This is a genomic window from Pseudomonas sp. A0308, from assembly GCF_044218815.1.
Lineage (GTDB): Bacteria > Pseudomonadota > Gammaproteobacteria > Pseudomonadales > Pseudomonadaceae > Aquipseudomonas > Aquipseudomonas iridis.
Window position 1 is genome coordinate 5,220,194 of sequence record NZ_CP162581.1, and the last position, 22,254, is coordinate 5,242,447.

General features: G+C 58.4%; 24 protein-coding genes. 18 read left to right on the forward strand and 6 right to left on the reverse strand.

Features of this window, described 5'->3' with window-relative positions; translation table 11 throughout:
* Window positions 1-97: 97 nt before the first annotated feature.
* The 4 genes from AB4P92_RS24220 to AB4P92_RS24235 form a co-directional block, all read right to left on the reverse strand.
* The gene (locus AB4P92_RS24220; RefSeq protein ID WP_042560413.1) at window positions 98-355 is read right to left on the reverse strand and encodes a hypothetical protein; all 258 of its coding nucleotides are present in this window, start codon (window positions 353-355) and stop codon (window positions 98-100) included.
* A gap of 45 nt (window positions 356-400) precedes the next feature.
* A complete protein-coding gene (locus AB4P92_RS24225) occupies window positions 401-736 on the reverse strand; it encodes a hypothetical protein (RefSeq protein WP_047302557.1) in 336 nt (111 codons plus the stop codon).
* An 82-nt stretch (window positions 737-818) separates the two neighbouring features.
* Entirely contained in the window at window positions 819-2,015 is a 1,197-nt protein-coding gene (locus tag AB4P92_RS24230) for an MFS transporter (protein WP_395598270.1), read from the reverse strand.
* 110 nt (window positions 2,016-2,125) lie between these two features.
* Window positions 2,126-2,779, reverse strand: a complete 654-nt coding sequence (locus tag AB4P92_RS24235) for an HD domain-containing protein (protein ID WP_395598271.1) — start codon at window positions 2,777-2,779, stop codon at window positions 2,126-2,128.
* A 225-nt stretch (window positions 2,780-3,004) separates the two neighbouring features.
* Here AB4P92_RS24235 and AB4P92_RS24240 point away from each other — a divergent pair, with 225 nt between their 5' ends.
* From AB4P92_RS24240 to AB4P92_RS24290, 11 genes are all read left to right on the forward strand, one after another.
* Window positions 3,005-3,487 carry a GNAT family N-acetyltransferase gene (locus tag AB4P92_RS24240; RefSeq protein ID WP_042562173.1) on the forward strand — a complete coding sequence of 161 codons (483 nt, stop codon included), beginning with the start codon at window positions 3,005-3,007 and terminating at the stop codon, window positions 3,485-3,487.
* Between the two features lie 158 nt (window positions 3,488-3,645).
* Window positions 3,646-4,308, forward strand: a complete 663-nt coding sequence (locus tag AB4P92_RS24245) for a hypothetical protein (protein WP_395598272.1) — start codon at window positions 3,646-3,648, stop codon at window positions 4,306-4,308.
* A complete protein-coding gene (locus tag AB4P92_RS24250; RefSeq protein WP_395598273.1) occupies window positions 4,305-4,799 on the forward strand; it encodes a PAAR domain-containing protein in 495 nt (164 codons plus the stop codon). The genes AB4P92_RS24245 and AB4P92_RS24250 overlap by 4 nt, the downstream gene beginning before the upstream one ends.
* 5 nt (window positions 4,800-4,804) lie before the next feature.
* A complete protein-coding gene (locus AB4P92_RS24255; RefSeq protein WP_150686818.1) occupies window positions 4,805-5,542 on the forward strand; it encodes an alpha/beta hydrolase in 738 nt (245 codons plus the stop codon).
* A 78-nt stretch (window positions 5,543-5,620) separates the two neighbouring features.
* Window positions 5,621-6,040: a hypothetical protein gene (locus AB4P92_RS24260; protein WP_395598274.1), complete on the forward strand. Its 420-nt coding sequence runs from the start codon at window positions 5,621-5,623 to the stop codon at window positions 6,038-6,040.
* A 14-nt stretch (window positions 6,041-6,054) separates the two neighbouring features.
* The gene (locus AB4P92_RS24265; protein WP_395598275.1) at window positions 6,055-6,996 is read left to right on the forward strand and encodes a hypothetical protein; all 942 of its coding nucleotides are present in this window, start codon (window positions 6,055-6,057) and stop codon (window positions 6,994-6,996) included.
* A 77-nt stretch (window positions 6,997-7,073) separates the two neighbouring features.
* The gene (locus AB4P92_RS24270; protein WP_042560407.1) at window positions 7,074-8,063 is read left to right on the forward strand and encodes a 2-dehydro-3-deoxygalactonokinase; all 990 of its coding nucleotides are present in this window, start codon (window positions 7,074-7,076) and stop codon (window positions 8,061-8,063) included.
* 19 nt (window positions 8,064-8,082) lie between these two features.
* On the forward strand, window positions 8,083-8,703 hold the full coding sequence (locus AB4P92_RS24275; RefSeq protein WP_200616938.1) for a 2-dehydro-3-deoxy-6-phosphogalactonate aldolase: 621 nt from the start codon (window positions 8,083-8,085) through the stop codon (window positions 8,701-8,703).
* Window positions 8,704-8,748: 45 nt separating this feature from the next.
* The gene (gene dgoD, locus AB4P92_RS24280; protein ID WP_395598276.1) at window positions 8,749-9,897 is read left to right on the forward strand and encodes a galactonate dehydratase; all 1,149 of its coding nucleotides are present in this window, start codon (window positions 8,749-8,751) and stop codon (window positions 9,895-9,897) included.
* A gap of 172 nt (window positions 9,898-10,069) precedes the next feature.
* A complete protein-coding gene (locus AB4P92_RS24285; RefSeq protein WP_042560404.1) occupies window positions 10,070-11,380 on the forward strand; it encodes an MFS transporter in 1,311 nt (436 codons plus the stop codon).
* A 60-nt stretch (window positions 11,381-11,440) separates the two neighbouring features.
* Window positions 11,441-12,244 carry an IclR family transcriptional regulator gene (locus AB4P92_RS24290; protein ID WP_210704457.1) on the forward strand — a complete coding sequence of 268 codons (804 nt, stop codon included), beginning with the start codon at window positions 11,441-11,443 and terminating at the stop codon, window positions 12,242-12,244.
* On the opposite strand, the gene AB4P92_RS24295 is transcribed toward AB4P92_RS24290, so the two are convergent.
* Window positions 12,245-13,297, reverse strand: a complete 1,053-nt coding sequence (locus AB4P92_RS24295; protein ID WP_200616941.1) for an NAD(P)-dependent alcohol dehydrogenase — start codon at window positions 13,295-13,297, stop codon at window positions 12,245-12,247.
* A 190-nt stretch (window positions 13,298-13,487) separates the two neighbouring features.
* Here AB4P92_RS24295 and AB4P92_RS24300 point away from each other — a divergent pair, with 190 nt between their 5' ends.
* Entirely contained in the window at window positions 13,488-14,378 is an 891-nt protein-coding gene (locus tag AB4P92_RS24300) for an AraC family transcriptional regulator (RefSeq protein WP_042560401.1), read from the forward strand.
* Between the two features lie 183 nt (window positions 14,379-14,561).
* Here AB4P92_RS24300 and AB4P92_RS24305 read toward each other — a convergent pair whose 3' ends face one another.
* Entirely contained in the window at window positions 14,562-16,226 is a 1,665-nt protein-coding gene (locus AB4P92_RS24305) for an electron transfer flavoprotein-ubiquinone oxidoreductase (protein ID WP_042560400.1), read from the reverse strand.
* A 550-nt stretch (window positions 16,227-16,776) separates the two neighbouring features.
* On the opposite strand from AB4P92_RS24305, the gene AB4P92_RS24310 reads away from it, so the two are divergent.
* From AB4P92_RS24310 to AB4P92_RS24335, 6 genes are all read left to right on the forward strand, one after another.
* Window positions 16,777-17,526, forward strand: coding sequence for an electron transfer flavoprotein subunit beta/FixA family protein (locus tag AB4P92_RS24310; RefSeq protein ID WP_007908338.1), 750 nt, complete (start codon window positions 16,777-16,779; stop codon window positions 17,524-17,526).
* A gap of 2 nt (window positions 17,527-17,528) precedes the next feature.
* Window positions 17,529-18,458: an electron transfer flavoprotein subunit alpha/FixB family protein gene (locus AB4P92_RS24315; protein WP_042560399.1), complete on the forward strand. Its 930-nt coding sequence runs from the start codon at window positions 17,529-17,531 to the stop codon at window positions 18,456-18,458.
* A gap of 80 nt (window positions 18,459-18,538) precedes the next feature.
* Window positions 18,539-19,360, forward strand: a complete 822-nt coding sequence (locus AB4P92_RS24320) for a substrate-binding periplasmic protein (protein WP_395598277.1) — start codon at window positions 18,539-18,541, stop codon at window positions 19,358-19,360.
* 9 nt (window positions 19,361-19,369) lie between these two features.
* The gene (locus tag AB4P92_RS24325) at window positions 19,370-19,726 is read left to right on the forward strand and encodes a DUF4398 domain-containing protein (RefSeq protein ID WP_042560397.1); all 357 of its coding nucleotides are present in this window, start codon (window positions 19,370-19,372) and stop codon (window positions 19,724-19,726) included.
* Window positions 19,723-20,535 carry an OmpA family protein gene (locus AB4P92_RS24330; protein ID WP_042560396.1) on the forward strand — a complete coding sequence of 271 codons (813 nt, stop codon included), beginning with the start codon at window positions 19,723-19,725 and terminating at the stop codon, window positions 20,533-20,535. Before AB4P92_RS24325 ends, AB4P92_RS24330 begins: the two co-directional genes overlap by 4 nt.
* A gap of 201 nt (window positions 20,536-20,736) precedes the next feature.
* Window positions 20,737-22,176: a PLP-dependent aminotransferase family protein gene (locus AB4P92_RS24335; RefSeq protein ID WP_042560395.1), complete on the forward strand. Its 1,440-nt coding sequence runs from the start codon at window positions 20,737-20,739 to the stop codon at window positions 22,174-22,176.
* The last annotated feature ends 78 nt before the right edge of the window (window positions 22,177-22,254 follow it).

The following is a 22,254-nucleotide window of genomic DNA, read 5'->3' on the forward strand; positions in this document are numbered from 1 at the left end:
AAAAACTGTGGGAGCTGGCTTGCCAGCGATGAGGCCATCAGCCCCACCATAAATTTCAAGCGGCCGCTCACCGCATCTGCAGCGAGCGGCCGCAGTACTACTGCATATCCAGTTTGCGCGCTGCTTCAACCCCGGCAGCACTGAGCTTGATCGGCAAATTCAGCGAGTGTTCACCGGCCTCGTTGCAGGTGATATGGCCATGGTGAATCAAACCGCGGTCCTGCAATGAGGCGAGGGCGCTGGCGACGACTTTTTCGCCCCGGTAGTTGTCCAGCACCTCCTTGCCCAGTCCACTCGGGTGGGCGTGCAGCAGGCGGGTGAGGACTTCTTTTTCCAGGTTTTTATCGACGTTCATGGTTACCTCTTCATGGGTGTGAATAGGGTCGCTCGCGTCGGCGAACTACTGGCCGGATCCTTCGGAACCGGAGCCACCGGTGGTGGTTTTCGAACCGACGCCCGGGCCCGCGTTGTCTGGCGTGGCGGGAGCGTCGGGGGTGTTCATGCCACCTTGACGACCGGGATCACTGCCTTGCGTGCGCGGGTCAGTACCGGTGGCAGGTGGCTGGTTGATCAATGGCACGCCAGAGCCATCGGTGTTCATGCCGGGGGCACTGTTGATGACTGGGGCTCGGGGTGGGGTCGGATCGGTAGGGCCGGTGCCCGCAGCGGTGGCGGCGAACACCGTGGGGCAGAGCAGGGCGCTGAATACGAAAGCGGTCAACCTTGACGGGATCATAGGGCTTCTCCAGTGATTGGAATCCATACCCTTTGTTGGTCTGCCCTCGTCGTCGATTGGTGCCTGATGAGCGACGAACGGTCTAGATCGCTGGCGCGGTTCTGACGTTGAGTCGTCGCCAGAGCAAGCGGCCGATGGTGATCAGCCAGTTGATCAGCGCCACAGCCAATACGGTGTACAGCAGTGCCGCCATTCCGTGTTCGACGATGATTTTTCCGGCCAGCAGCGGAAAGCCGAACACGCCGATGAAGTACGCCAGGCTGAACAGCAACAAGGCCTGCGAAGTGGTACCGATGGGCGCTTCGTTGGCCGCCAATCCGTTGATCACCGAATAGGTCAGGCCGTATCCGACACCGAGCATGACCGCCGCCAGCAGATAGCTGAAAGCGCTGTGCACGCCGAAGGCGAACAGCACAATCGAGCCGAGCATCAAGCCCGACAACAGACACGACGCCCGCAACGGATCACGCTTGACCACAAACCCTGCGATCAACAGGCGACTGCTGATTGCCGCGCTCATGAAGCCGAGAAAGAACAGCGAATAATCCAGCGAATGGGCGGCGGCGTAACTGGTCTGGAAACTCGACAAACCGCCGAATACGCAGCCACCGAGACCGACCATGATGATCGCGAAGACTGCGCGGGAACCGAGCACCTGCGCCGACGTTGACCAAGTGATGCTTGCGGCTGTTGTGGCTTGGGTGCTTTTCAGTTGCGAGCCGAGACGCCAGAACAACAACACGCCGATCAGGCTCGCCAGCGCTGCCAGATAAAACGCCGAGGTCACCGGTAACTCCAGCGCACTGGCCGCACGCCCGAGCAATGGGCCACTGCCAATCCCGGTCATCATGCTGCCGGACAGCAAGGCAAAGTACTTCGCCCGCTGCGCCGGGGTCACCAGACTCGCCACAATAATCGGCCCCAACGTGTAAAACACACCCCAGCCCAGACCGAGCAGCAAGCCGAAAAACAGCAAGAGATGACCGAACCCCGGCGTCATCGCAAAGCCCAGGCTCGCCGCAACAAGCATCAGACCAAACAAGGCAATCGAACGCGCCGCCCCCAGCAGATCCGACAAATGCCCGGACACCAGCACCGCGACAAACGTACTGAGCATCGCCGCAGAAATCACGCTGCCCGCATCGTGTTCATTGCCACCGCGAGAACCGATCAACAGCGCCAGCAAAAACGTCGAGCCGTAGGACAACGACAGCAGATAACTGGCGAGGCAGAACAGGCCGAACAGCTTGCCCGACACTTGAGGTGTTGCTTGCGACATGACGCGGTTCCTTGACCCGAGAAAGTGAACAGCATCTGTTTACCACGCCATGGTCAGGGATTAGGTGCGAGGTTGGCGAAGTCAGGATCGCGGCAGGCCGGAGTATTGCTTCAGAGGATGCCGATCTCTTCTTTGAACTGTTCCATGAAACCCTTCAGACGCTGATGGCGAATCTGCGCCAGACGCTGGCCGGCGACGGTCTGGAAACCGTCGGCGAGGTGCAGCAGTTTGGTCTGGAAGTGGTCGAGGCAAAAACGTGTGTCGTTGTAGTCGCGCTCCTTCGCTTCCGGATCTTGCGGGTCATACAGCGCCGACCCCATGCGTCCGGCAACATAGAACGTGCGAGCGACGCCGAGCATGCCCAGCGAGTCGAGACGATCGGCGTCCTGGACGAGTTTCGCTTCGAGGGTGAGCGGGGTGATGTTGGCGGAAAAACTGTGGGCTTGGATGGCGTGGGCGACGGCGTCGATTTTAGCGTCGGCCCAGTTCAACTCCGTCAGCACCGCCGACGCTTTTTCCGCTGCCAGACGTGAAGCTTGCGAGCGCAGTGGCGAGTTCTTTTCGACGGCTACGCAATCGTGAAGCAGCACGGCGGCGAGCAGCACTTCCAGATCGCCACCTTCTTCGGCTTGCAAAGTGCGCACGTTGTGCCAGACACGTTGCAGGTGTGCGAGGTCGTGCGCGCCGTCATCCGAGGGCTCCAGAGCATGGGGCAGCAGTTCTGCCGCAAGCGATGGCAGTGGTGCGAAGGCGTAGTTATTCATAAACATCCTTTTAAGCGAATGCAGAGCCTGTGGGAACGAGCCTGCTCGCGAAAGCATACTGTCAGTCACATTGAAGGCGGCTGAAATAATGCATTCGCGAGCAGGCTCGCTCCCACAGGAACGGCGGTGTTTTGCCACATCGAGCAGGATAATGCGTTGTTGCCATATGAAGAGCGCTTCAACGCGTTTTACTATGGCGTTTTCCTCCCCCGACAAGGCCCGTCCATGACGATCGAGATCCGCCCGGCGACTCCCAGCGATGCACCCCAAATCCTCGCCTTCATCACTGAACTCGCGGATTTCGAAAAGGCTCGCCACGAAGTCATCGCCAGCGTTGCCGACATTGAGCGCAGCCTGTTCGGCGAAGGCGCGACCGCCCATGGTCTGATCTGTCTGCGCGACGGCCTGCCAATCGGTTTTGCGGTGTTCTTCTTCAGCTATTCGACCTGGCTCGGCAGCAACTGCCTGTACCTTGAAGACCTCTACATCACCCCCGAACAACGCGGCGGCGGCGCGGGCAAAACCCTGCTGCGGCAACTGGCGAAAATCGCCTGCGCCAATGACTGCGGACGCTTCGAGTGGAGCGTACTCGACTGGAATACCCCGGCCATCGAATTCTACAAATCCCTCGGCGCGCAACCGCAGGAAGAATGGGTGCGCTATCGCATGGACGGCAAAGTGTTGCGCGAGTTCGCCGAAGGCCAGTGAGCGATGATGGCTATTTAGTGTTTATTCGATTGTCGCCAAGGCTCTAGTCCGGCATTCTACGCGCGCATTTTTGCGCGCTCACGGACGACACCTGCAATGCCTCTGGCAAAAACTCTCCACGCCCGTGGAGCCTTCGCTGTGTCAATGAGTGGCGGGCGATGAGCGGACTAAGTGCGTCAATACGTTTGTATGGCCTGGTGAAAAACTCGGGCTTTTCCGACAACCCCCAGCGCCAACCGGTAGACATTCTCTGCATGGTCAATCGCCTGGGCGGCAAAGCCATCCGCGCATTTGTCTCGCGCCTGGATGCCGAACTCATGACTCGCTGCGCAGGCCTTCACGACTATCGCGTAATCCCGTTGCGCAACTTCGAACCGAAGACGTTCATCGACGCGCACCAAGGCTGGCTAACGCTGCACATCAGTTGCGGTTTCGTCGCTCCGGCGGGGCATTCGCTGCTCAAGGATGGCGCATTGATGCCGATGGGGTGGTACGTCTACTCCGAGATCGGCCAGTGGACGGCCGAACATCATTTGGACCTCGGCACGCAAATGGCTGAGTTGCTGCAAAGTACCTACGAGCTGAATCGCCTGCGAAACTACAACGCTTGGCTCAACGAACTCGATGACGCCACGCCCGCTGAACTCACCTGGCATGTCGACGAAGCCTGGCAGCACCTGCAAACCGCTATATCCCCCGACAGCCGCGAGCACAGCCACGCACTGTTCGACCCCGTCGACAATCGCTGGCGCTTTGCCGCGACCGAAGTCGACATCTACCAGCCACACCCGGAACCTCTGAAGCAAGGAGCTTTGAATTGAGTGGAAAACCCGCCGCCCGCGTCACCGACCCGACCGCATGCCCATTGCCAGGCCACGGCACTAACCCGATTGTTTCCGGCTCGCCCGACGTCTTCTTCGACGGCCTCGCCGCTGCGCGCATGACTGATAAATCGGCCTGCGGCAGCCCGATCACCGGCGCTGTCTCCGGCACCGTTTTCATCAATGGCCTGAACGCCGCAACGCTCGACAGCACCGGAGGACACGGCAATGTCGTGGTCGGTGGTTCGGGGACGGTGATTATTGGACAGAGTGGCGGAGGGGCGGCGTTTAGTGGGTTGCTGCCGATGCCGGTGCATTTTACGGACAGGTTGCAAGTGGTGAATGACACGACTGGAGAACCCGTGCCCTACCACCCCTACACGATTCAGCGTGGCAATGGCAGTGAGGAACATGGCATTACGGATGCTTCGGGATATACCCATACCGTTAGTTCGCATTTACCTGAAACTATTAAATTATTTGTTGAGTGACGGACATGGCAGGAGAAAATACGGCGGGCCTGGAACCTTTGGCTAAAAGAGACGTAGGAAACGTTGAATTAACCAAGCCCGAAGATAAGTGCGCCAAAATCATTGCCATCAGCATGAAGAAGGTGTTTATTTTATTTGTCGGTGGGGCTGGAGATCAGGAAAGTTACTACATGAGCGGGCCGAACTGGAACGTGACCCATGTTCAAACTAAAGTAGTGGCTGATGCTGATGCGCTTTGCTATTTGTCGAAATGCGATATGAAAGCATTGGCCTATAATAAGTTCTTGACGGATGACGATCTGGCGAAAAATGTATTGGTTGAAGCTCCTGATAAAACGACACCTGTTTATATCATCGGGCATAGTTTGGGCGGTTGGAACGGTGCACACCTTTCCAGTGTTTTGACGGATAAGGGCTACAAAGTCAGAATGTTGATCACGATAGACCCCGTGGGCCAGGGAAAGATCGTCTATGGTATTTCAACCATTTACAGGCGAAAACCTGAGCCAAAGGCGGAGTTCTGGATAAATATCCGCGCGGCGAAAATCCAGAATCGGGACATATCGGATACTGTTGCAGACTTTGGTGAACAGTGGGAGATAACTTCAGGTCCCAATGTCAGTGGTCGAGTCGATGTCAATCACGCAGATGCGGATATTATGTTTGATCAAAAACTGGAGGGTGGGAAGTCGGCCCGTCAATTGTTGGCGGACTCGATACTCGGTTATCTCAGGGAAAAATAAGCTGTGAATAGAATTTTTTTGGCAATCGCCATATTGCTATGCAGTTCATGTTCCTCGAATCATGGCAGGCAAATAGCGGTGCTTGACTTTCAAGGCGTTTCAATTACGCCGAGCGCGAGTTCGTTTTTCGTTTGGTTCTCAAGTGATACGGATCTGTTAGGATTATTCCAGTCTAAAATCGGCGAGGAGCTGGTTTGTACTCTGGATGATGATCTGGATTTTTCTATTGGTCATTACCAGAAACGATATGGTAGCGGTATCGTTGAGGTGAGTGAGAACTCTTCGAAAGGAAAATATATCTCCCGGGTTATTTTTCGAGAGACCGGAGACGTGCAGGGCAAGGAACTTATTCTTGAGGGCGATAGGTTGCGCAGTGCCTTGAGCGCGCACCCATTTGTCGTATGTACGTTTAGAGTCAATACAACGAAATATAAAACCTACTTTTCGGAGTTTATGCGCATCCCTTCAGAGGACTTTACAAGGGCATTCGGCAGGTGAGGACAGAGGGCTAAATGTTGAGTTTGCGAATTTTTAAATGGCTTTTGCTCGGTGGTTTTTTATCGTGTGCGGCTTGCATGCATCTGGATGTCCCTCCCGCCAGGCTTGAGTTTGTCTCGATCGATCACCTGAGTTCTTCCTATTACGATCTGCGTTTTACATCCGACAGAAATCTGATCGACTTGTATAAGGTGCATGGGCGACAAGGTCAGATCGGTACCTCGATCCGGTGCTCGCTGGATGGCGATCTGGACTTTTCCGTCGAACATCAAATCGCGCTTGAAGCTGCCGGAACTGTCAGTGAAATGCGATTGATCGAAGGTGATCGTCGTTATGAAATGTTTGCAAGCATCCGGGTCGAGAACCATGTCATCAATGATGGTCATAACGAGATCAGGCCCGTTGAGTTGGTGCAGCTCCTCAAACCGCAGGAATACATTCCATGCAAAGTGGTGATTACTGCGTTTGCATTCGTGGCGTATTACTCAAAGGTCATGTATTTGCCCACCTCGCGGTTTATCGCCGCCGTGGAAAACCCGCGGGTGGCGCCTTCACGCCTGACGCTCAAACCCTCTGATCAACCGCGAACGTGGGTGCCCTTTGCGCCCCTGTGCATTCTGCGCTGGCGCTATGAACGGTCGCCGATGTATGACCAGATCGACAGTCTCGGTTTATGTAGCGACGTGCCCTATGCCGGCATGCTCGCTTCATTCGCGCCATACAAGACCAAATTACGACTTGTTTCAGAGGTAGATGAAACTCCCGCGCCGCTGGCGGCGTACACCATCATCAGAGGGGATGGGCGCCTGGAGCCCGGTGTAACCGATCAGGAAGGGCGGACGCATGAAGTCGGAGCCAGCGAACATGAAGTACTGCGCGTCATCCTCGACAAAAAACTGCAACCCGTAAAGCGATGGACGCCGTGGATTGAATACGTCCCAAAATATGGGATGTGAAATTACATATTGAGATTTTCAGCTTGAGAGGTCTATAGTCCGTCGCACTCACTGCCAAAAACAAAACAGGTGAAGCGATGCTGGCGCAATTGATCGCGCTCGATTGGGGGACGACCTCATTACGTGCTTACAAACTCGCGGCGGGCGGTGTGGTGCTGGAGCAGCGCTCGCTGTCGTCCGGGATCATGCAACTGCCGAAGACCCCGCGAGTCATCAACGGTCGCGAATGTGCCGACGGTTTTGAACTGGCCTTTGATGAGGCCTGTGGCGACTGGCTCGATGCGCAGCCGGATCTGCCGGTGATCGCTTGCGGCATGGTCGGCAGCGCGCAAGGCTGGCGCGAAGCCGCCTACTGCGACACGCCGGCGAACGTCGCCAATCTCGGAAACTCCCTACAAACAGTTATCAGTCTTCGCGGCGCGCGAGTGCATATCGTGCCGGGCGTGATTCAGCGTTCCCGTCTGCCGAACGTGATGCGCGGCGAAGAGACCCAAGTGCTGGGCGTTCTGCAGAACCTCCCGGTCGAGGCGGGCGGTGATCTGTTGATCGGCCTGCCGGGCAGTCACTCGAAATGGGTCGAAGTGGTCGATGGCTGCATCACCCATTTCGACACCTTCATGACCGGCGAAGTGTTCGCGGTGCTCAGCGAACACAGCATTCTCGGCCGCACCCAACAGCAAGGCGCCGCTTTCGATGGCCAGGCATTTGACCGCGGTGTGCAGGTTGCGCTGTCGGCGGACGGTGAACTCGGCGTGCTCTCTACATTGTTCAGTGCCCGCACCTTGGGTCTGACCGGCGAGCTCAGTCCGACGGCGCAAGCGGATTACTTGTCCGGCCTGATGATTGGCCATGAACTGGCGGCACTTGCCGCCGCTCAGCGCCGTCGCCGTGACAATCCAAATCTTCCCTCGATCATCCTCATCGGCAATGCGCAACTGTGCACACGTTATAGCCGTGCCCTCGACGCCTGTGGGTTCGCCAACGTGACGCTGGCCGAGCAGGCCACCGAGCGTGGCCTGTGGCAACTGGCGCTGGCCGCCGGACTGATCGATTCCTCATCCCGTTAACCCCGACTGGAGGCCTGACATGCTCAAGCAAGCATTGGCGCAAAACGGTCTGATCGCGATTCTGCGTGGCCTGCATCCGCAGGAAGCTGCTGCTGTGGGAGAAGTCCTGTATGCGGCCGGATTTCGCGTCATCGAAGTACCGCTCAATTCCCCTTCGCCGTACGAAAGTATCGCCATCCTGCGTAAGGCCTTGCCACCCGATTGCCTGATCGGTGCCGGTACGGTGTTGACCCCGGAACAGGTCGAATTGGTGAAGGAGGCCGGCGGCCAGGTCATCGTCATGCCCCACAGCGATGCCAAGGTCTTGCGTGCGGCAAAAGCGGCGGGGCTTTACCTGTCGCCAGGCGTTGCCACGCCGACCGAAGCCTTCGCTGCGCTGGAGGAGGGCGCGGACATTCTCAAGCTGTTTCCGGCCGAGCAGATGGGGCCGGCGGTCGTCAAGGCCTGGCTGGCGGTGTTGCCCATCGGGACGATTCTGGCGCCCGTCGGTGGCATCACCCCGGACAACATGCAGGTGTTCATCGATGCTGGCGTCAAGGGTTTCGGTCTCGGCTCGGGGCTGTTCAAACCGGGGATGAGCGTTGAGCAAGTAGCGGCGAATGCCAAGGCCTATGTGGCTGCCTGGAAAGCCCTTCGCTAAGACTTTTGGCGCTGCGAGCGCTACCTCTACAAGAGAGACAACAAGATGAAAATCACCAAACTCACCACCTTCATCGTTCCGCCGCGCTGGTGCTTCCTCAAGATCGAAACCGACGAAGGCGTGATCGGTTGGGGCGAGCCTGTGGTTGAAGGTCGCGCACACACGGTAGCAGCGGCTGTTGAGGAATTGTCCGACTACCTGATCGGCAAAGACCCACGCAACATCGAGGACATCTGGACGGTGTTGTATCGCGGCGGCTTCTACCGTGGCGGCGCGATCCACATGAGTGCGCTGGCCGGTATCGATCAGGCGCTGTGGGACATCAAAGGCAAGGCTCTTGGTGTGTCGGTCAGTGATCTGCTCGGTGGTCAGGTGCGCGACAAGATTCGCGTGTATTCGTGGATAGGCGGCGACCGTCCGGCTGACACGGCGCGTGCAGCGAAAGAGGCCGTGAGCCGTGGTTTTACCGCGGTAAAAATGAACGGCACGGAAGAGCTGCAGTTTCTCGATACCTTCGAAAAAGTCGATCTCGCCCTGGCCAACGTCGCCGCCGTGCGTGATGCGGTCGGGCCGAACGTCGGCATCGGTGTCGACTTCCATGGTCGGGTGCACAAGCCGATGGCCAAGGTGCTGATGAAGGAACTCGACCCCTACAAACTGATGTTCATCGAAGAGCCGGTGCTCAGCGAGAACTACGAAGCGCTGAAAGAACTGGCACCGCTGACCAGCACGCCAATTGCACTGGGCGAGCGGCTGTTCTCCCGTTGGGACTTTAAACGCGTGTTGAGTGAAGGCTACGTCGACATCATCCAGCCGGATGCCTCCCACGCTGGCGGCATTACCGAAACCCGCAAGATCGCCAACATGGCCGAAGCCTATGACGTGGCGCTGGCGTTGCATTGCCCGCTGGGACCGATTGCGCTGGCGGCGTGTCTGCAACTGGATGCGGTTTGCTACAACGCGTTTATCCAGGAGCAAAGCCTGGGCATTCATTACAACGAGAGCAACGATTTGCTCGACTATGTAAAAGATCCGCGGGTGTTCGATTACGACAAAGGCTTTGTGAAGATTCCGAACGGGCCGGGGTTGGGTATCGAGATCAACGAGGAATATGTGATCGAACGCGCGGCCGTCGGTCACCGCTGGCGCAACCCGATCTGGCGCCATGCCGATGGCAGTTTTGCCGAGTGGTGAGTCCAGCCTGACACACCACTAATCCCTGTGGGAGCTGGCTTGCCAGCGATGACGGCGGCACGTCCAACACTGATGTGACAGACACACCGCAATCGCTGGCAAGCCAGCTCCCACAGGGTTCCGTGCAAGTCTTAAGACTGTCCTCAAATAAACATAAGAAGAGGCATCTCTCATGCAACCGCAAACCCTCACCGGGCAGGCGTCTTTAGTCGCGCCTAGCCGAAAGCGTTTTTTCATCATGGTGTTGCTGTTTATCACCGTGGTCATCAACTACCTCGACCGCAGCAACCTGTCGATTGCCGCCCCGGCCCTGACCAGCGAGCTGGGCATCGATCCGATTCACGTTGGCCTGATCTTCTCCGCATTCGGCTGGACCTACGCTGCGATGCAAATCCCCGGTGGCTGGCTGGTGGATCGCGTGCCGCCACGCATTCTTTACAGCGTCGCGTTGCTGTTGTGGTCGATCGCCACCGTGATGCTTGGTTTCGCCGCCAGTTTCATCGCGCTGTTCGTCCTGCGCATGGCAGTCGGCGCGCTGGAAGCCCCGGCCTATCCAATCAACAGTCGCGTGGTGACAACATGGTTTCCCGAGCGTGAACGCGCCACGGCGATTGGTTTTTACACGTCCGGGCAGTTCGTGGGTCTGGCCTTTCTCACGCCGGTTCTCGCGTGGCTGCAACACGAATTCGGCTGGCACATGGTGTTTGTCGCGACAGGTGCGGTGGGCATTATCTGGGCGGCAATCTGGTACGCGGTGTATCGCGAGCCACGGGATTTCAAAGGTGCCAACGATGCAGAAATCGAGCTGATCCGCGAGGGCGGCGGGCTGGTGGATATCCAGGCCGACAGCGCCAAGGTCAAAGCCAAATTCAGCTGGACCGATCTCGGCATTGTTCTCACTAAACGCAAGTTGTGGGGCATCTATCTCGGCCAGTTCTGCCTGAACTCGACACTGTGGTTTTTCCTGACGTGGTTCCCGACCTACCTGGTGAAATATCGCGGCATGGACTTCATCAAGTCTGGCTTGCTGGCCTCGTTGCCGTTTCTCGCCGCGTTCGTAGGGGTGTTGTGCTCGGGGTTCTTTTCCGACTTCTTGATTCGTCGCGGTTACACCATTGGTTTTGCGCGCAAGTTGCCGATCATTGGCGGACTGCTGATTTCCACTTCGATCATCGGCGCCAACTTCGTCGAGTCGACGCCGCTGGTGATTGCCTTTCTGGCGCTGGCGTTTTTCGGCAATGGACTGGCCTCGATCACCTGGTCGCTGGTGTCGACACTGGCGCCGGCGCGCCTGCTCGGCTTGACCGGTGGAGTGTTCAACTTCATCGGCAACCTGTCGGCGATTGCAACGCCGATCGTGATCGGTTTCCTCGCCAGCGGGGATTCTTTCGCCCCGGCGATCACCTATATCGCGGTTCTGGCATTGATCGGTGCATTGTCCTACGTGCTGCTGGTGGGCAAGGTTGAACGTATCGAGTTGTAGTGCTTAGCGTCGGGCGACCATAATGCCGCCCGTTCCCTCGCTCAACGGTAAAGGCTGGATATGCAGGAAGACGCCCCGGAAAAAATCAAGGACGCCGCACCCACCGGCACCCAGACGCTGCTTCGCGGGCTGGGTGTGGTGCAGGCCGTGGCCAGCGGCGCGCGTGATCTCAAGGAGATTGCCCGGCTGATCGGCACCACGCGCAGCACCACCCATCGGCTGGCCAGTTGTCTGGTGGATGAGCGCTACCTGCGCGTGGTGCCGCAAGTCGGTTATCTGCTGGGACCGAAGCTGATCGAGCTGGGCTTTCAGGCGCGTGAAGAATTGCCGCTGGTGACGTTGGCCGGACCTTATCTGGATGAGTTGTCGGCACTGACCGGGGACACCGTTCACCTGGGGATTCGTGAAGGCGATGAAGTGCTGTATCTGCTGAAGAACCCGGGGCGCAACGGACCGGAAATGCGTTCGCGGGTAGGCCATCGTATGCCGCTGGCACGCACCGGGATCGGCAAGGCGTTGATGCTCGATGATTCGCCGCAGGATTGGCAGCGTCTGTACGACATCAGCCTGCCGGCGGGTGGGAAAAGTCAGTTCTGGCCGCAGCATCCCCAGCAGTCGTGGGAACAGCTTGAACAACGCATGACCGATTACGTGGCCGGTGGCTACGCGTTCGATCTGGAAGACAACGAACCGTCGATCCGCTGTGTGGCGGCGCCGATTCGTGATGCGAGCAAAGGCATTGTGGCGGCAATCAGCATCGCCAGCACCGTGCCCTATATGCCGCTGGAGAAAATGGCCGAGCTGATTCCCCTGATCAAAGGGGTCACAGCCCGGCTATCGGCGGAGCTGGGTTTAAAGGTGTGATTAAACCTTGAGCGTTGCCATGTCGATCACGAAACGGTACTTCACGTCGCCGGCGATCATGCGGGCGTAAGCCTCGTTGATCTGGCGGATGTCGAGCATTTCGATGTCGCAGGTGATGTTGTGCTCGGCGCAGAAATCCAGCACTTCCTGGGTTTCGGCAATGCCACCGATCAACGAGCCGGCGAGTACGCGGCGGCTCATTACCAGTTTGCCGGCGTGTACCGGTGGATCAATCGGCTCGATAAGGCCGACCAAAATGTGCACGCCGTCAAAGCGCAGGGTATCGAGGTACGGGTTGAGGTCGTGCTGCACCGGAATGGTGTCCAGCAGGAAGTCGAAGTAACCCGCGGCAGCCTTCATCTGCTCGGCGTCGGTGGAGACGATCACATGATCGGCGCCCTGACGACGACCTTCTTCAGCCTTGCTCGCCGAACGGGTGAACAGGGTTACTTCCGCGCCCATCGCCTTGGCAAACTTGATGCCCATGTGGCCCAGGCCACCCATGCCGAGAATCCCGACCTTGTCGCCAGCCTTGACGCCGTAATGCTTGAGCGGCGAGTAAGTGGTAATGCCGGCGCAGAGAATTGGCGCGGCGCTGGCCAGGGCGAGTTTTTCCGGGATGCGGACGACGAAGTGCTCGCTGACGACGATGCTGTCGGAGTAGCCGCCCATGGTGTTGCTGCCGTCGACCCGGTCCGGGGTGGCGTACGTCATGGTCGGGCCTTCGAGGCAATACTGCTCGAGGTTCGACTGGCATGCTTCGCAACTGCGGCAGGAGTCGACCATGCAGCCAACGCCGACCAGATCGCCTACTTTGTGTTTGGTGACATTCGCACCGATTGCGGTGACTTTTCCGACGATCTCGTGGCCGGGCATTAACGGGTAAACAGCGATGCCCCATTCGTTGCGTGCCTGGTGGATGTCGGAGTGGCAGACGCCGCAGTAGAGAATTTCGATGGCGACGTCGTCGACGCGAGGGCTGCGGCGTTCGAATTTCATCGGGGCGAGGGGCGTGGTGGCCGATTGGGCGGCGTAGCCGATAGCGGTATACATGTGAAACCTCGCAAAAGCAGTGACAAGTGAGGCGGCGCATTTTGGGCGCCGCGCGACTGTCCGGCCATGGCGATTCCTCCGGGTCTCATGCCTAATCCTCCGGCATGCGGGTTTGTTCAGTCGCATTGGCAAAAGGATCTGCGATGATGCTTTCATGCCTTTTTCCGTTACTTTTTTCTGAAGAACCTCGATGCAATTAACTCGTCACCTTGATGCCAATGCCACCCTGGTTTCGCTGATTGAACCGCTGGCACTGCGCGACGGTTATTCCCCTACCGGGCTACCGGGCGTGCAGGTGCTGCGCGCCAGTTGCGATGTTGCCCGTGGCCCGCACATCTATGAACCGAGCCTGATGATCATCGCCCAGGGCAGCAAACTGGCGTTTCTCGGGCCGCGCACCATGGAATATGGCGCCGGGCATTATCTGATTCAGGCGCTGCCGGTGCCTTTCGAGTGTGAAACCTTTGCCTTGCCGGATGCGCCGCTGCTGGGTGTGTCGGTGGCGATCGACCGGGTTTTGCTCGGCGAGCTGGTGCTGGCGATGGGGCTGGCGCCGGGGCGGCATATTCCGGCGCAGACACCGGAGTCGATGACGTCGGTGGTGCTCGACGATGACATGCGCGGCTGTGTCGAACGGTTGCTCCGTTGTCTGCACGATCCGCTGGAGTGTCAGATTCTGGGGCCGGCGCGCATTCGCGAATTGCTGTTTGTCGCGTTGCGCGGACCGCAGGCCGATGTGTTGCGCGCGCTGGTTGAGCAGCAGGGGCAGTTCGCCCGCGTGGCGGCGTCGATTAGCCATTTGCATGCGCATTACACCGAACCGTTGAATGTCGAGACATTGGCCAGTTGCGCGAACATGAGCGTGTCGACCTTTCATGAGCATTTCAAACGCAGCACGTTGTTGTCACCGGTCCAGTATTTGAAACGCTTGCGGCTGCTCAAGGCGCAGACATTACTGGTGGCTGAGGGATTGGGTGTGGCGCAGGTGGCGCATCGGGTGGGGTACCAGAGTACTTCGCAGTTTAGTCGTGAATATAAGCGCTACTTTGAGCGCAGCCCCGGGGATGAACGCGCTGCTTGAGGATTTACACAATCCCTGTGGGAGCTGGCTTGCCAGCGATTGCGGTGGTTCAGGCTGCCAGGATGGTGTCTGACACGGCCCCATCGCTGGCAAGCCAGCTCCCACAGGGTTTGATGTGATGCACTGAATGGAGGGCAACAAAAAGGCCCCCGTTTCGGGAGCCTTGTTGTTCAACGGTTCGGCTTACATGTTCGGGTAAGTCGGGCCGCCAGCGCCTTCCGGCGTCACCCAAGTGATGTTCTGCGAAGGGTCCTTGATGTCACAGGTCTTGCAGTGCACGCAGTTCTGGGCGTTGATCTGGAAGCGTTTCTCGCCGTCTTCCTTGGTGATTACCTCGTACACGCCGGCCGGGCAGTAGCGCTGCGCCGGCTCGTCGTACAGCGGCAGGTTTTTGCTGATCGGAATGCTCGGGTCGGTCAGCTTCAAGTGGCAAGGCTGTTCTTCTTCATGGTTGGTACCGGAGATGAACACCGAGCTGAGTTTGTCGAAGCTGAGTTTGCCGTCGGGTTTCGGGTAGTCGATCTTCTTGCAGTCGGCCGCGAGCTTGAGGCAGGCGTAATCCGGCTTGTTATCGTGCAGGGTGAACGGCAGTTTGCCGGCGAAGATGTTCTGATCCAGCCAGTTGAAACCACCGCCGAGGATCGCGCCGAACTTGTGGATCGCCGGGCCGAAGTTACGGCTGGCGAACAGTTCGTCGTAGAGCCAGCTCTTCTTGAAGGCGTCGACGTAAGTGGTCAGCTCTTCAGTACCGTCCTTTTCAGCGAACAGCGCGTCAGCCACCGATTCAGCGGCGAGCATGCCGGATTTCATCGCGGTGTGGCTGCCTTTGATCTTGGCGAAGTTCAGGGTGCCGAGGTCGCAACCGATCAGCGCGCCGCCCTTGAAAACCATCTTCGGCAGCGAGTTCAGGCCACCTTTGCAGATTGCGCGGGCGCCGTAGCTGATGCGCTTGCCGCCTTCCAGATACTGAGCCAGCACCGGGTGATGTTTGAGGCGCTGGAACTCGTCGAACGGCGACAGGTAGGTGTTGCTGTACGACAGATCAACGATCAGGCCGACCACTACCTGATTGTTTTCCAGGTGATAGAGGAACGAGCCGCCGGTGTTCTCGGTGCCCATGATCTCCAGTGGCCAACCGGCGGTGTGAACCACCAGGCCTGGCTGGTGTTTGGCCGGATCGATTTCCCAGATTTCTTTCAGACCGATGCCGTAATGCTGGGCGTCGGCATCGCTGTCGAGGTTGAAACGCTTGATCAGTTGCTTGCCGATGTGGCCACGGCAACCTTCGGCGAAAAGCGTGTATTTGCCACGCAGCTCCATGCCCGGGGTATACAGGCCTTCTTTCGGATTGCCTTCGCGATCGACACCGAGGTCGCCAGTGATGATCCCGCGAACCACGCCTTGCTCGTCGATCAGCGCTTCCTGAGCAGCGAAGCCCGGGTAGATTTCCACGCCGAGGTTCTCTGCCTGCTGGGCGAGCCAGCGGCACAGGTTGCCCAGGGAGATAATGTAGTTGCCTTCGTTGTGCATGGTCTTGGGCACAAAGAAGTCAGGAATTTTCTGCGCGCTTTCGGCGTTTTTCAGCACGAAAATGTCGTCGCGGGTAACCGGCGTGTTCAGCGGGGCGCCGAGTTCTTTCCAGTCCGGGAACAGTTCGTTCAGTGCGCGGGGTTCGAATACGGCACCGGAAAGGATGTGTGCGCCGACTTCGGAGCCTTTTTCGACCACGCAGACGCTGATTTCCTTACCGGCTTCGGCGGCCTTCTGCTTCAAGCGGCAGGCGGCGGACAGGCCAGCGGGGCCGGCACCGACGATGACCACGTCGAATTCCATGTATTCGCGTTCCACAGGCTATCTCCTACTCAAGGCTCAACAGTTTTTTTTCTAATATGGAGGTTTGATGTCGCTTCCGCTACGCCTTTACGTTAACGTCAAGGGGATAAAGGAGAAGCCACCTTTCTCTCTAGGGGGCGCATTATATCTACACCACTCCTAGCGTCCAATACAAACGTTTGTTTGAATCGGCTCCAGGCCAGATAAATCAAAGAAGCGCGGCTTATGAATGGTCATTTTGCTGTATTGACCGGAATAGGCGTTCCGGTCAAGATACGGGCGGTTTTGCGCTCGCCGTAGGCAGACTGGCGGTTTCAAGAGCACCTCTAAAGACAGGGCGTAGGCAATACAAGGTGATGCGCAACGCAGGTGCGGCGCGCAGTTTACACACCGTGAAGAGGTATGACTCGTCGGTCACCACTGACGAACGGTCACAGCACTTCGCAGCGTGGAATCACCGCGTATACAGGCCGGCGTTTTTAGAGGTGCCCTTGTAGCCCGATGAGCATCAACCGCCAGGTTCGCCTAGGCGACTTTCTTTTCACCGGAGAGTAACGAGGAATCCATGAAGGTTCTTGTAGCTGTCAAACGCGTTGTGGATTACAACGTCAAGGTTCGCGTCAAGGCGGACAATTCCGGCGTAGACCTCGCCAACGTCAAGATGTCGATGAACCCGTTCTGCGAAATCGCAGTGGAAGAAGCCGTACGCCTGAAAGAGAAAGGTGTTGCGACTGAAATCGTCGTCGTCTCCATCGGCCCGACCACCGCTCAGGAGCAGCTGCGTACCGCACTGGCTCTGGGTGCCGACCGTGCCATCCTCGTCGAATCCGCTGAAGATCTGACCTCGCTCGCCGTGGCCAAGCTGCTCAAGGCTGTGGTCGACAAGGAACAGCCTCAGCTGGTGATCCTTGGCAAACAAGCCATCGACAGCGACAACAACCAGACCGGCCAGATGCTCGCTGCACTGAGCGGTTATGGTCAGGGCACGTTCGCCTCGAAAGTCGAAGTCTCCGGTGACAGCGTTGCCGTGACCCGCGAAATCGACGGCGGCGCGCAGACTGTTTCGCTGAAACTGCCGGCGATCGTCACCACCGACCTGCGTTTGAACGAGCCGCGCTACGCGTCCCTGCCAAACATCATGAAAGCCAAGAAGAAGCCTCTCGAAGTGCTGACTCCGGACGCTTTGGGCGTTTCCACCGCCTCCACCAACAAGACCCTGAAAGTCGAAGCGCCGGCTGCACGCAGCGCAGGCATTAAGGTCAAGTCGGTGGCTGAACTGGTCGAGAAACTGAAAAACGAAGCGAAGGTAATCTAATCATGACTATCTTGGTAATCGCCGAACACGACAACAAAGTGCTGGCTCCGGCCACGCTGAACACCGTGGCTGCTGCTGCCAAAATCGGCGGCGACATCCACGTTCTGGTTGCTGGTCAAGGCGCTGGCGCCGTGGCTGAGGCCGCTGCGAAAATCGCTGGCGTGAGCAAAGTCCTGAATGCTGATAACGCCGCTTATGCGCATCAGTTGCCGGAAAACGTTGCTCCGCTGGTCGCAGAACTGGGCGCTGGCTACAGCCACATCCTGGCTGCCGCCACCTCCAACGGCAAAAACATCCTGCCACGCGTTGCTGCGCAGCTGGACGTTGACCAGATCTCCGAGATCATCTCGGTAGAAAGCGCTGACACCTTCAAGCGTCCGATCTACGCCGGTAACGCCATCGCTACCGTGCAATCGACTGCTGCGATCAAAGTGATCACCGTGCGTGCCACCGGTTTCGATCCGGTTGCTGCTGAAGGTGGTTCGGCTGCTGTTGAAGCTGTTGGCGCTGCACACGACGCCGGTACTTCGAGCTTCGTGGGTGAAGAGCTGGCGAAGTCTGATCGTCCTGAGTTGACCGCTGCCAAGATCGTCGTTTCCGGCGGCCGCGGCATGCAGAACGGCGACAACTTCAAGCACCTGTATGCCCTGGCCGACAAGCTGGGCGCTGCTGTAGGTGCTTCGCGCGCCGCCGTCGACGCAGGTTTCGTACCGAACGACATGCAGGTCGGTCAGACCGGCAAAATCGTTGCGCCACAGCTGTACATCGCCGTCGGTATCTCCGGCGCGATCCAGCATCTGGCCGGTATGAAAGACTCCAAAGTGATCGTTGCGATCAACAAGGACGAAGAAGCGCCGATCTTCCAGGTAGCTGATTACGGTCTGGTAGCAGATCTGTTTGAGGCAATCCCTGAGCTGGAGAAGCTGGTCTAATCCAGCGGCTTCACTTATAAAGAGCCCGACCTTTTGGTCGGGCTTTTTTTTGTCTCGGGTTTGAGTGGGAGCGTTTGGCTATGGATCTGCGCTGCGGATTGTTGTTGGGATTGGCGCTGTTGTCAGGATTGGCCTCGGCCGCGGGCAAGTGCGAGCGCCTCATCGTCACCGGCAGCCCGGATGCTCCGCCGTATCTGTGGCAGGATCCGCAAAACCCCAAGCAATTGATCGGTGCCAGCGCAGACCTGTTGCAGCAAGTGGCCAAGGACTTGGGCATCAAGGTCGAGTTGCTCTACGCCGGCAAGCGCTCGCAGGCCCTCGATGAGGTGCGCAGTGGGCGCATGGACATGCTGGCCGATGCGTCGCTGACGCTCAATGAGCTGGAGAACCTCGACTACATCCATCCGCCGCTGCTGGAAAACGACTATCTGGTGTGGACCCGCAAAGGCTCTACGCTGACCTACGGGGAAGCCAGCGACCTGCACGGCCATACCGGTGGCGTGTCGGAAAAGTCTCGAATGACCCAGGCATTCGGCACTTTCGCCGCTCAGCAATTGACCCTGACCCGGACAGCAAACCTCACCCAGGCCTTTCAGAAACTTCTGCTGGGTGAAGTGGAATATGTACTCGCCGGACGCTACTCGGGCATGGCCGCCGCGCAGGCGTTGGGCATGGCCGATGACCTGCTGGCGTTTGAACAACCGATCGACAGACCCGGTCTGTTCCTCGCGGTTTCCCACAACTCGGCGTGCAACGATCCGTGGTTGCGCGGACAGCTGGCCAAAAAGATGACAGAATTGCCCGCGTCCGGACTGACGGAAGCCGCGCTGCAACGCAATATCGAGCGCTGGAAGGCGCAGCAGCAACAGCCGCAACTGCCTGTCAGTGCCCCAAAACAGTAGGGATTCTTAGTGAGTATTCGACCTCTTTTCGCGGCTGTGGCCGTTCTGGCCATGGCCGGTTGCGCGACCGATCCGGCACCCATTGAACAAATGCGTTTGACCGAGCAGGCCATTGCCCAGGCCAAGGCCGTCGGTGCCACTGGCGATGACGTGCCTGAAATGAAACTGGCCGAAACCAAGTACAACCGGGCCAAAGGCAACATGGCAGACGAATCGTTTCGGAACGCGCGCATGCGTTCCGAACAGGCTGAACTCGACGCACGTCTGGCAGAAGCCAAAGTGCTGACCCAGAAAAGCGAAGAACAGTTGAATGTGCTTAACACCCGCATCGTCCGTCTGCGCAAGCAACTGGGAGACGCCCAATGAGCCTCAAATCCAAGGTCCTCGGTGGTCTGATTCTCGTCGGTTGCGCGAGCCTGTTCGGCTGCGCCGGTCAGCACAGTGAATCCGCTTTGCAAGAGGCTGGCGCCGACTTCCAGAAGGTCAAGGAAGATTCCAACGTGCTGCGCATTGCGCCGAAAGACGTGATCCGCGCCGGAGAGTCTCTGGCCCGTGCCGATCGCCTGTCCACTTACTGGGGCAGCGGTTCGGACGTGGTGCACTACGCCTACCTGAGCCAGCGTTATAGCGCGATTGCCCGCGAGCACACCAATCAAGTGCTCAACGAAGAGCGTGCAGCCAAGCTCGAACTGGATCGTCAGCGCCTGCAACTGGCCCTGCGTGAATCAAAGCTGCTGAGCGTGCAACAGCAGGGCAAGTGGCTCGAAGAGCAGATTGTTGCGCTGGCCACCACGCAGACTGATCGTGGTCTGGTGATGACCTTGGGTGACGTGTTGTTCGACACCGGTGAAGCGGAGCTGAAAAACTCGGCCAACCGCGTTGTTCTGAAGATTGTGCAGTTCCTGCAGTTGAATCCGAAGCGCGTAGTGCGTATCGAGGGCTACACCGACAGCACCGGCGGCAAACAGGAAAACCTCAAACTGTCCCGCGACCGCGCGCAGTCGGTGGCCGATGTGCTGATGGACCTGGGCATCGACGACAAACGTATTCAGGTCGAAGGTTACGGTGACGAATACCCGGTGGACGCCAACGCTTCCGAGCGTGGGCGAGCGCAGAACCGTCGTGTGGAAATTGTGTTCTCCGACGAAAAAGGCCAGCTCGGCGCCGCCCGTTGAGGGTTGCGTCTCTGGAAAGCCCGGACTGTCATGCAGTGCCGGGCTTTTTTACGCCTGTGCAATAGCGCGCAAATCGGTACAGTTGTGGCAGACAACGCACTGTATGGTCGTCTATGGTGACAACTGTCCCAGTACACTTCTAAACTGTTCCGGTATTGTTTCACACAAGAATAAAATGCCCGTGAAATCGAGTGCTGCGTCATGACCAATCTCTTGCTCTACCAACGTATTGCTCAGCAACTGGCCGAGGACATCCGCCGTGGTGTCTATCAACCAGGGGAGCGCGTGCCTTCGGTACGCAAGATGAGTTCGCAGCTCAACGTCAGCCATGCGACGGTGTTGCAGGCTTACGCCAATCTCGAAGATCAGGGCCTGATTCGCGCCAGACCGCAGTCTGGTTATTACGTGCACCAGACGCCCGCGCTGACGGCACCGACGCCGGATATCGCCCGGGTCGAGCGGCCAGGGCTGGTCACGCGCAGCAGCATCATTCAGCAGGTTCTGGTCGAGTCGCGCCGCGAAGGCGTTTTTCCGTTGGGCGCCGCAGTGCCGAGCGTGGACTATTTGCCGGTGCGGGCGCTGCACCAGCAACTGGCCAAAGTCACTCGCTTCCACAGCCCGCGAGCGTTCAGCTACATGTTCAGCCCCGGCTTCGAACCGCTGCGCCGGCAAGTGGCGATCCGCATGCGCGACGCCGGTGTGGTGGTAGATCCGTCTGAAGTGGTGATTACCCACGGTTGTGTCGATGCGTTGCAGATGTCGCTGCGCGTGCTGACCCGCCCGGGCGATCTGATCGCCGCCGAGTCGCCGACCTATTACGGGCTGCTGCAACTGGCCGACCTGCTGGGCCTGAAAGTCATCGAGATCCCCAGCGATCCCGCCACTGGCATGAGCCTCGAAGCGCTGCAACTGGCCGCCAACCAGTGGTCGATCAAGGCGTTGGTGTTGACCACGCGCCTGAGCAATCCCCTGGGCGGCACCATGCCTGAAGAGCGGCAGAAACAACTTTTGCGCCTGGCGTCGGATTTCGATATCCAGATCGTCGAAGACGACATCTATGGCGAGTTGATGTTTGAACAGGGCCGCACCAAGGCCCTCAAGGCGTATGACCGACTTGACCGAGTGATCTATTGCTCGAGCTTCTCCAAGACCTTGTCGCCCGGTGTGCGGATCGGCTGGATGATTGCCGGTAAGTACCAGCAGGAAATCCAGCGCTTGCAGACCTTCAGCACCCATTCGGCGTGCAGCGTGACGCAGATGGCGATTGCCGCCTATCTTGAAAACGGCGGCTATGACCGGCATTTACGGTACATCCGCCAGGAATACCGGAAAAACCTCAGCGCCTTCCAGTTAGCGGTGCAGCAGCACTTCCCCGAAGGCACGCAAATGACCCGGCCCACGGGCGGTTTTATCCTCTGGGTGAGTCTGCCGGGGCGGGTCAATACTCAGGAATTGCACGTGCGCGCGTTGCAGCAGGGCATCAGTATCGCGCCCGGCCTGATCTTCAGTAATACAGAGCAATTCAACCACTGTATCCGCCTGAACTGCGGCATTCCGTGGAACCGCGAGGCGGAGCGGGCGTTGATGACCCTTGGAATGTTGGCAACCCAACTGTGTCAGGAAACGGCGGTCGGTTTCTGAACGAAGGTACGGACAGACTTGTCTTGTGACGCTCAACAAGCGAGCATATGGCCCTCTGCTGTTAGTGTCGTTGGGTTC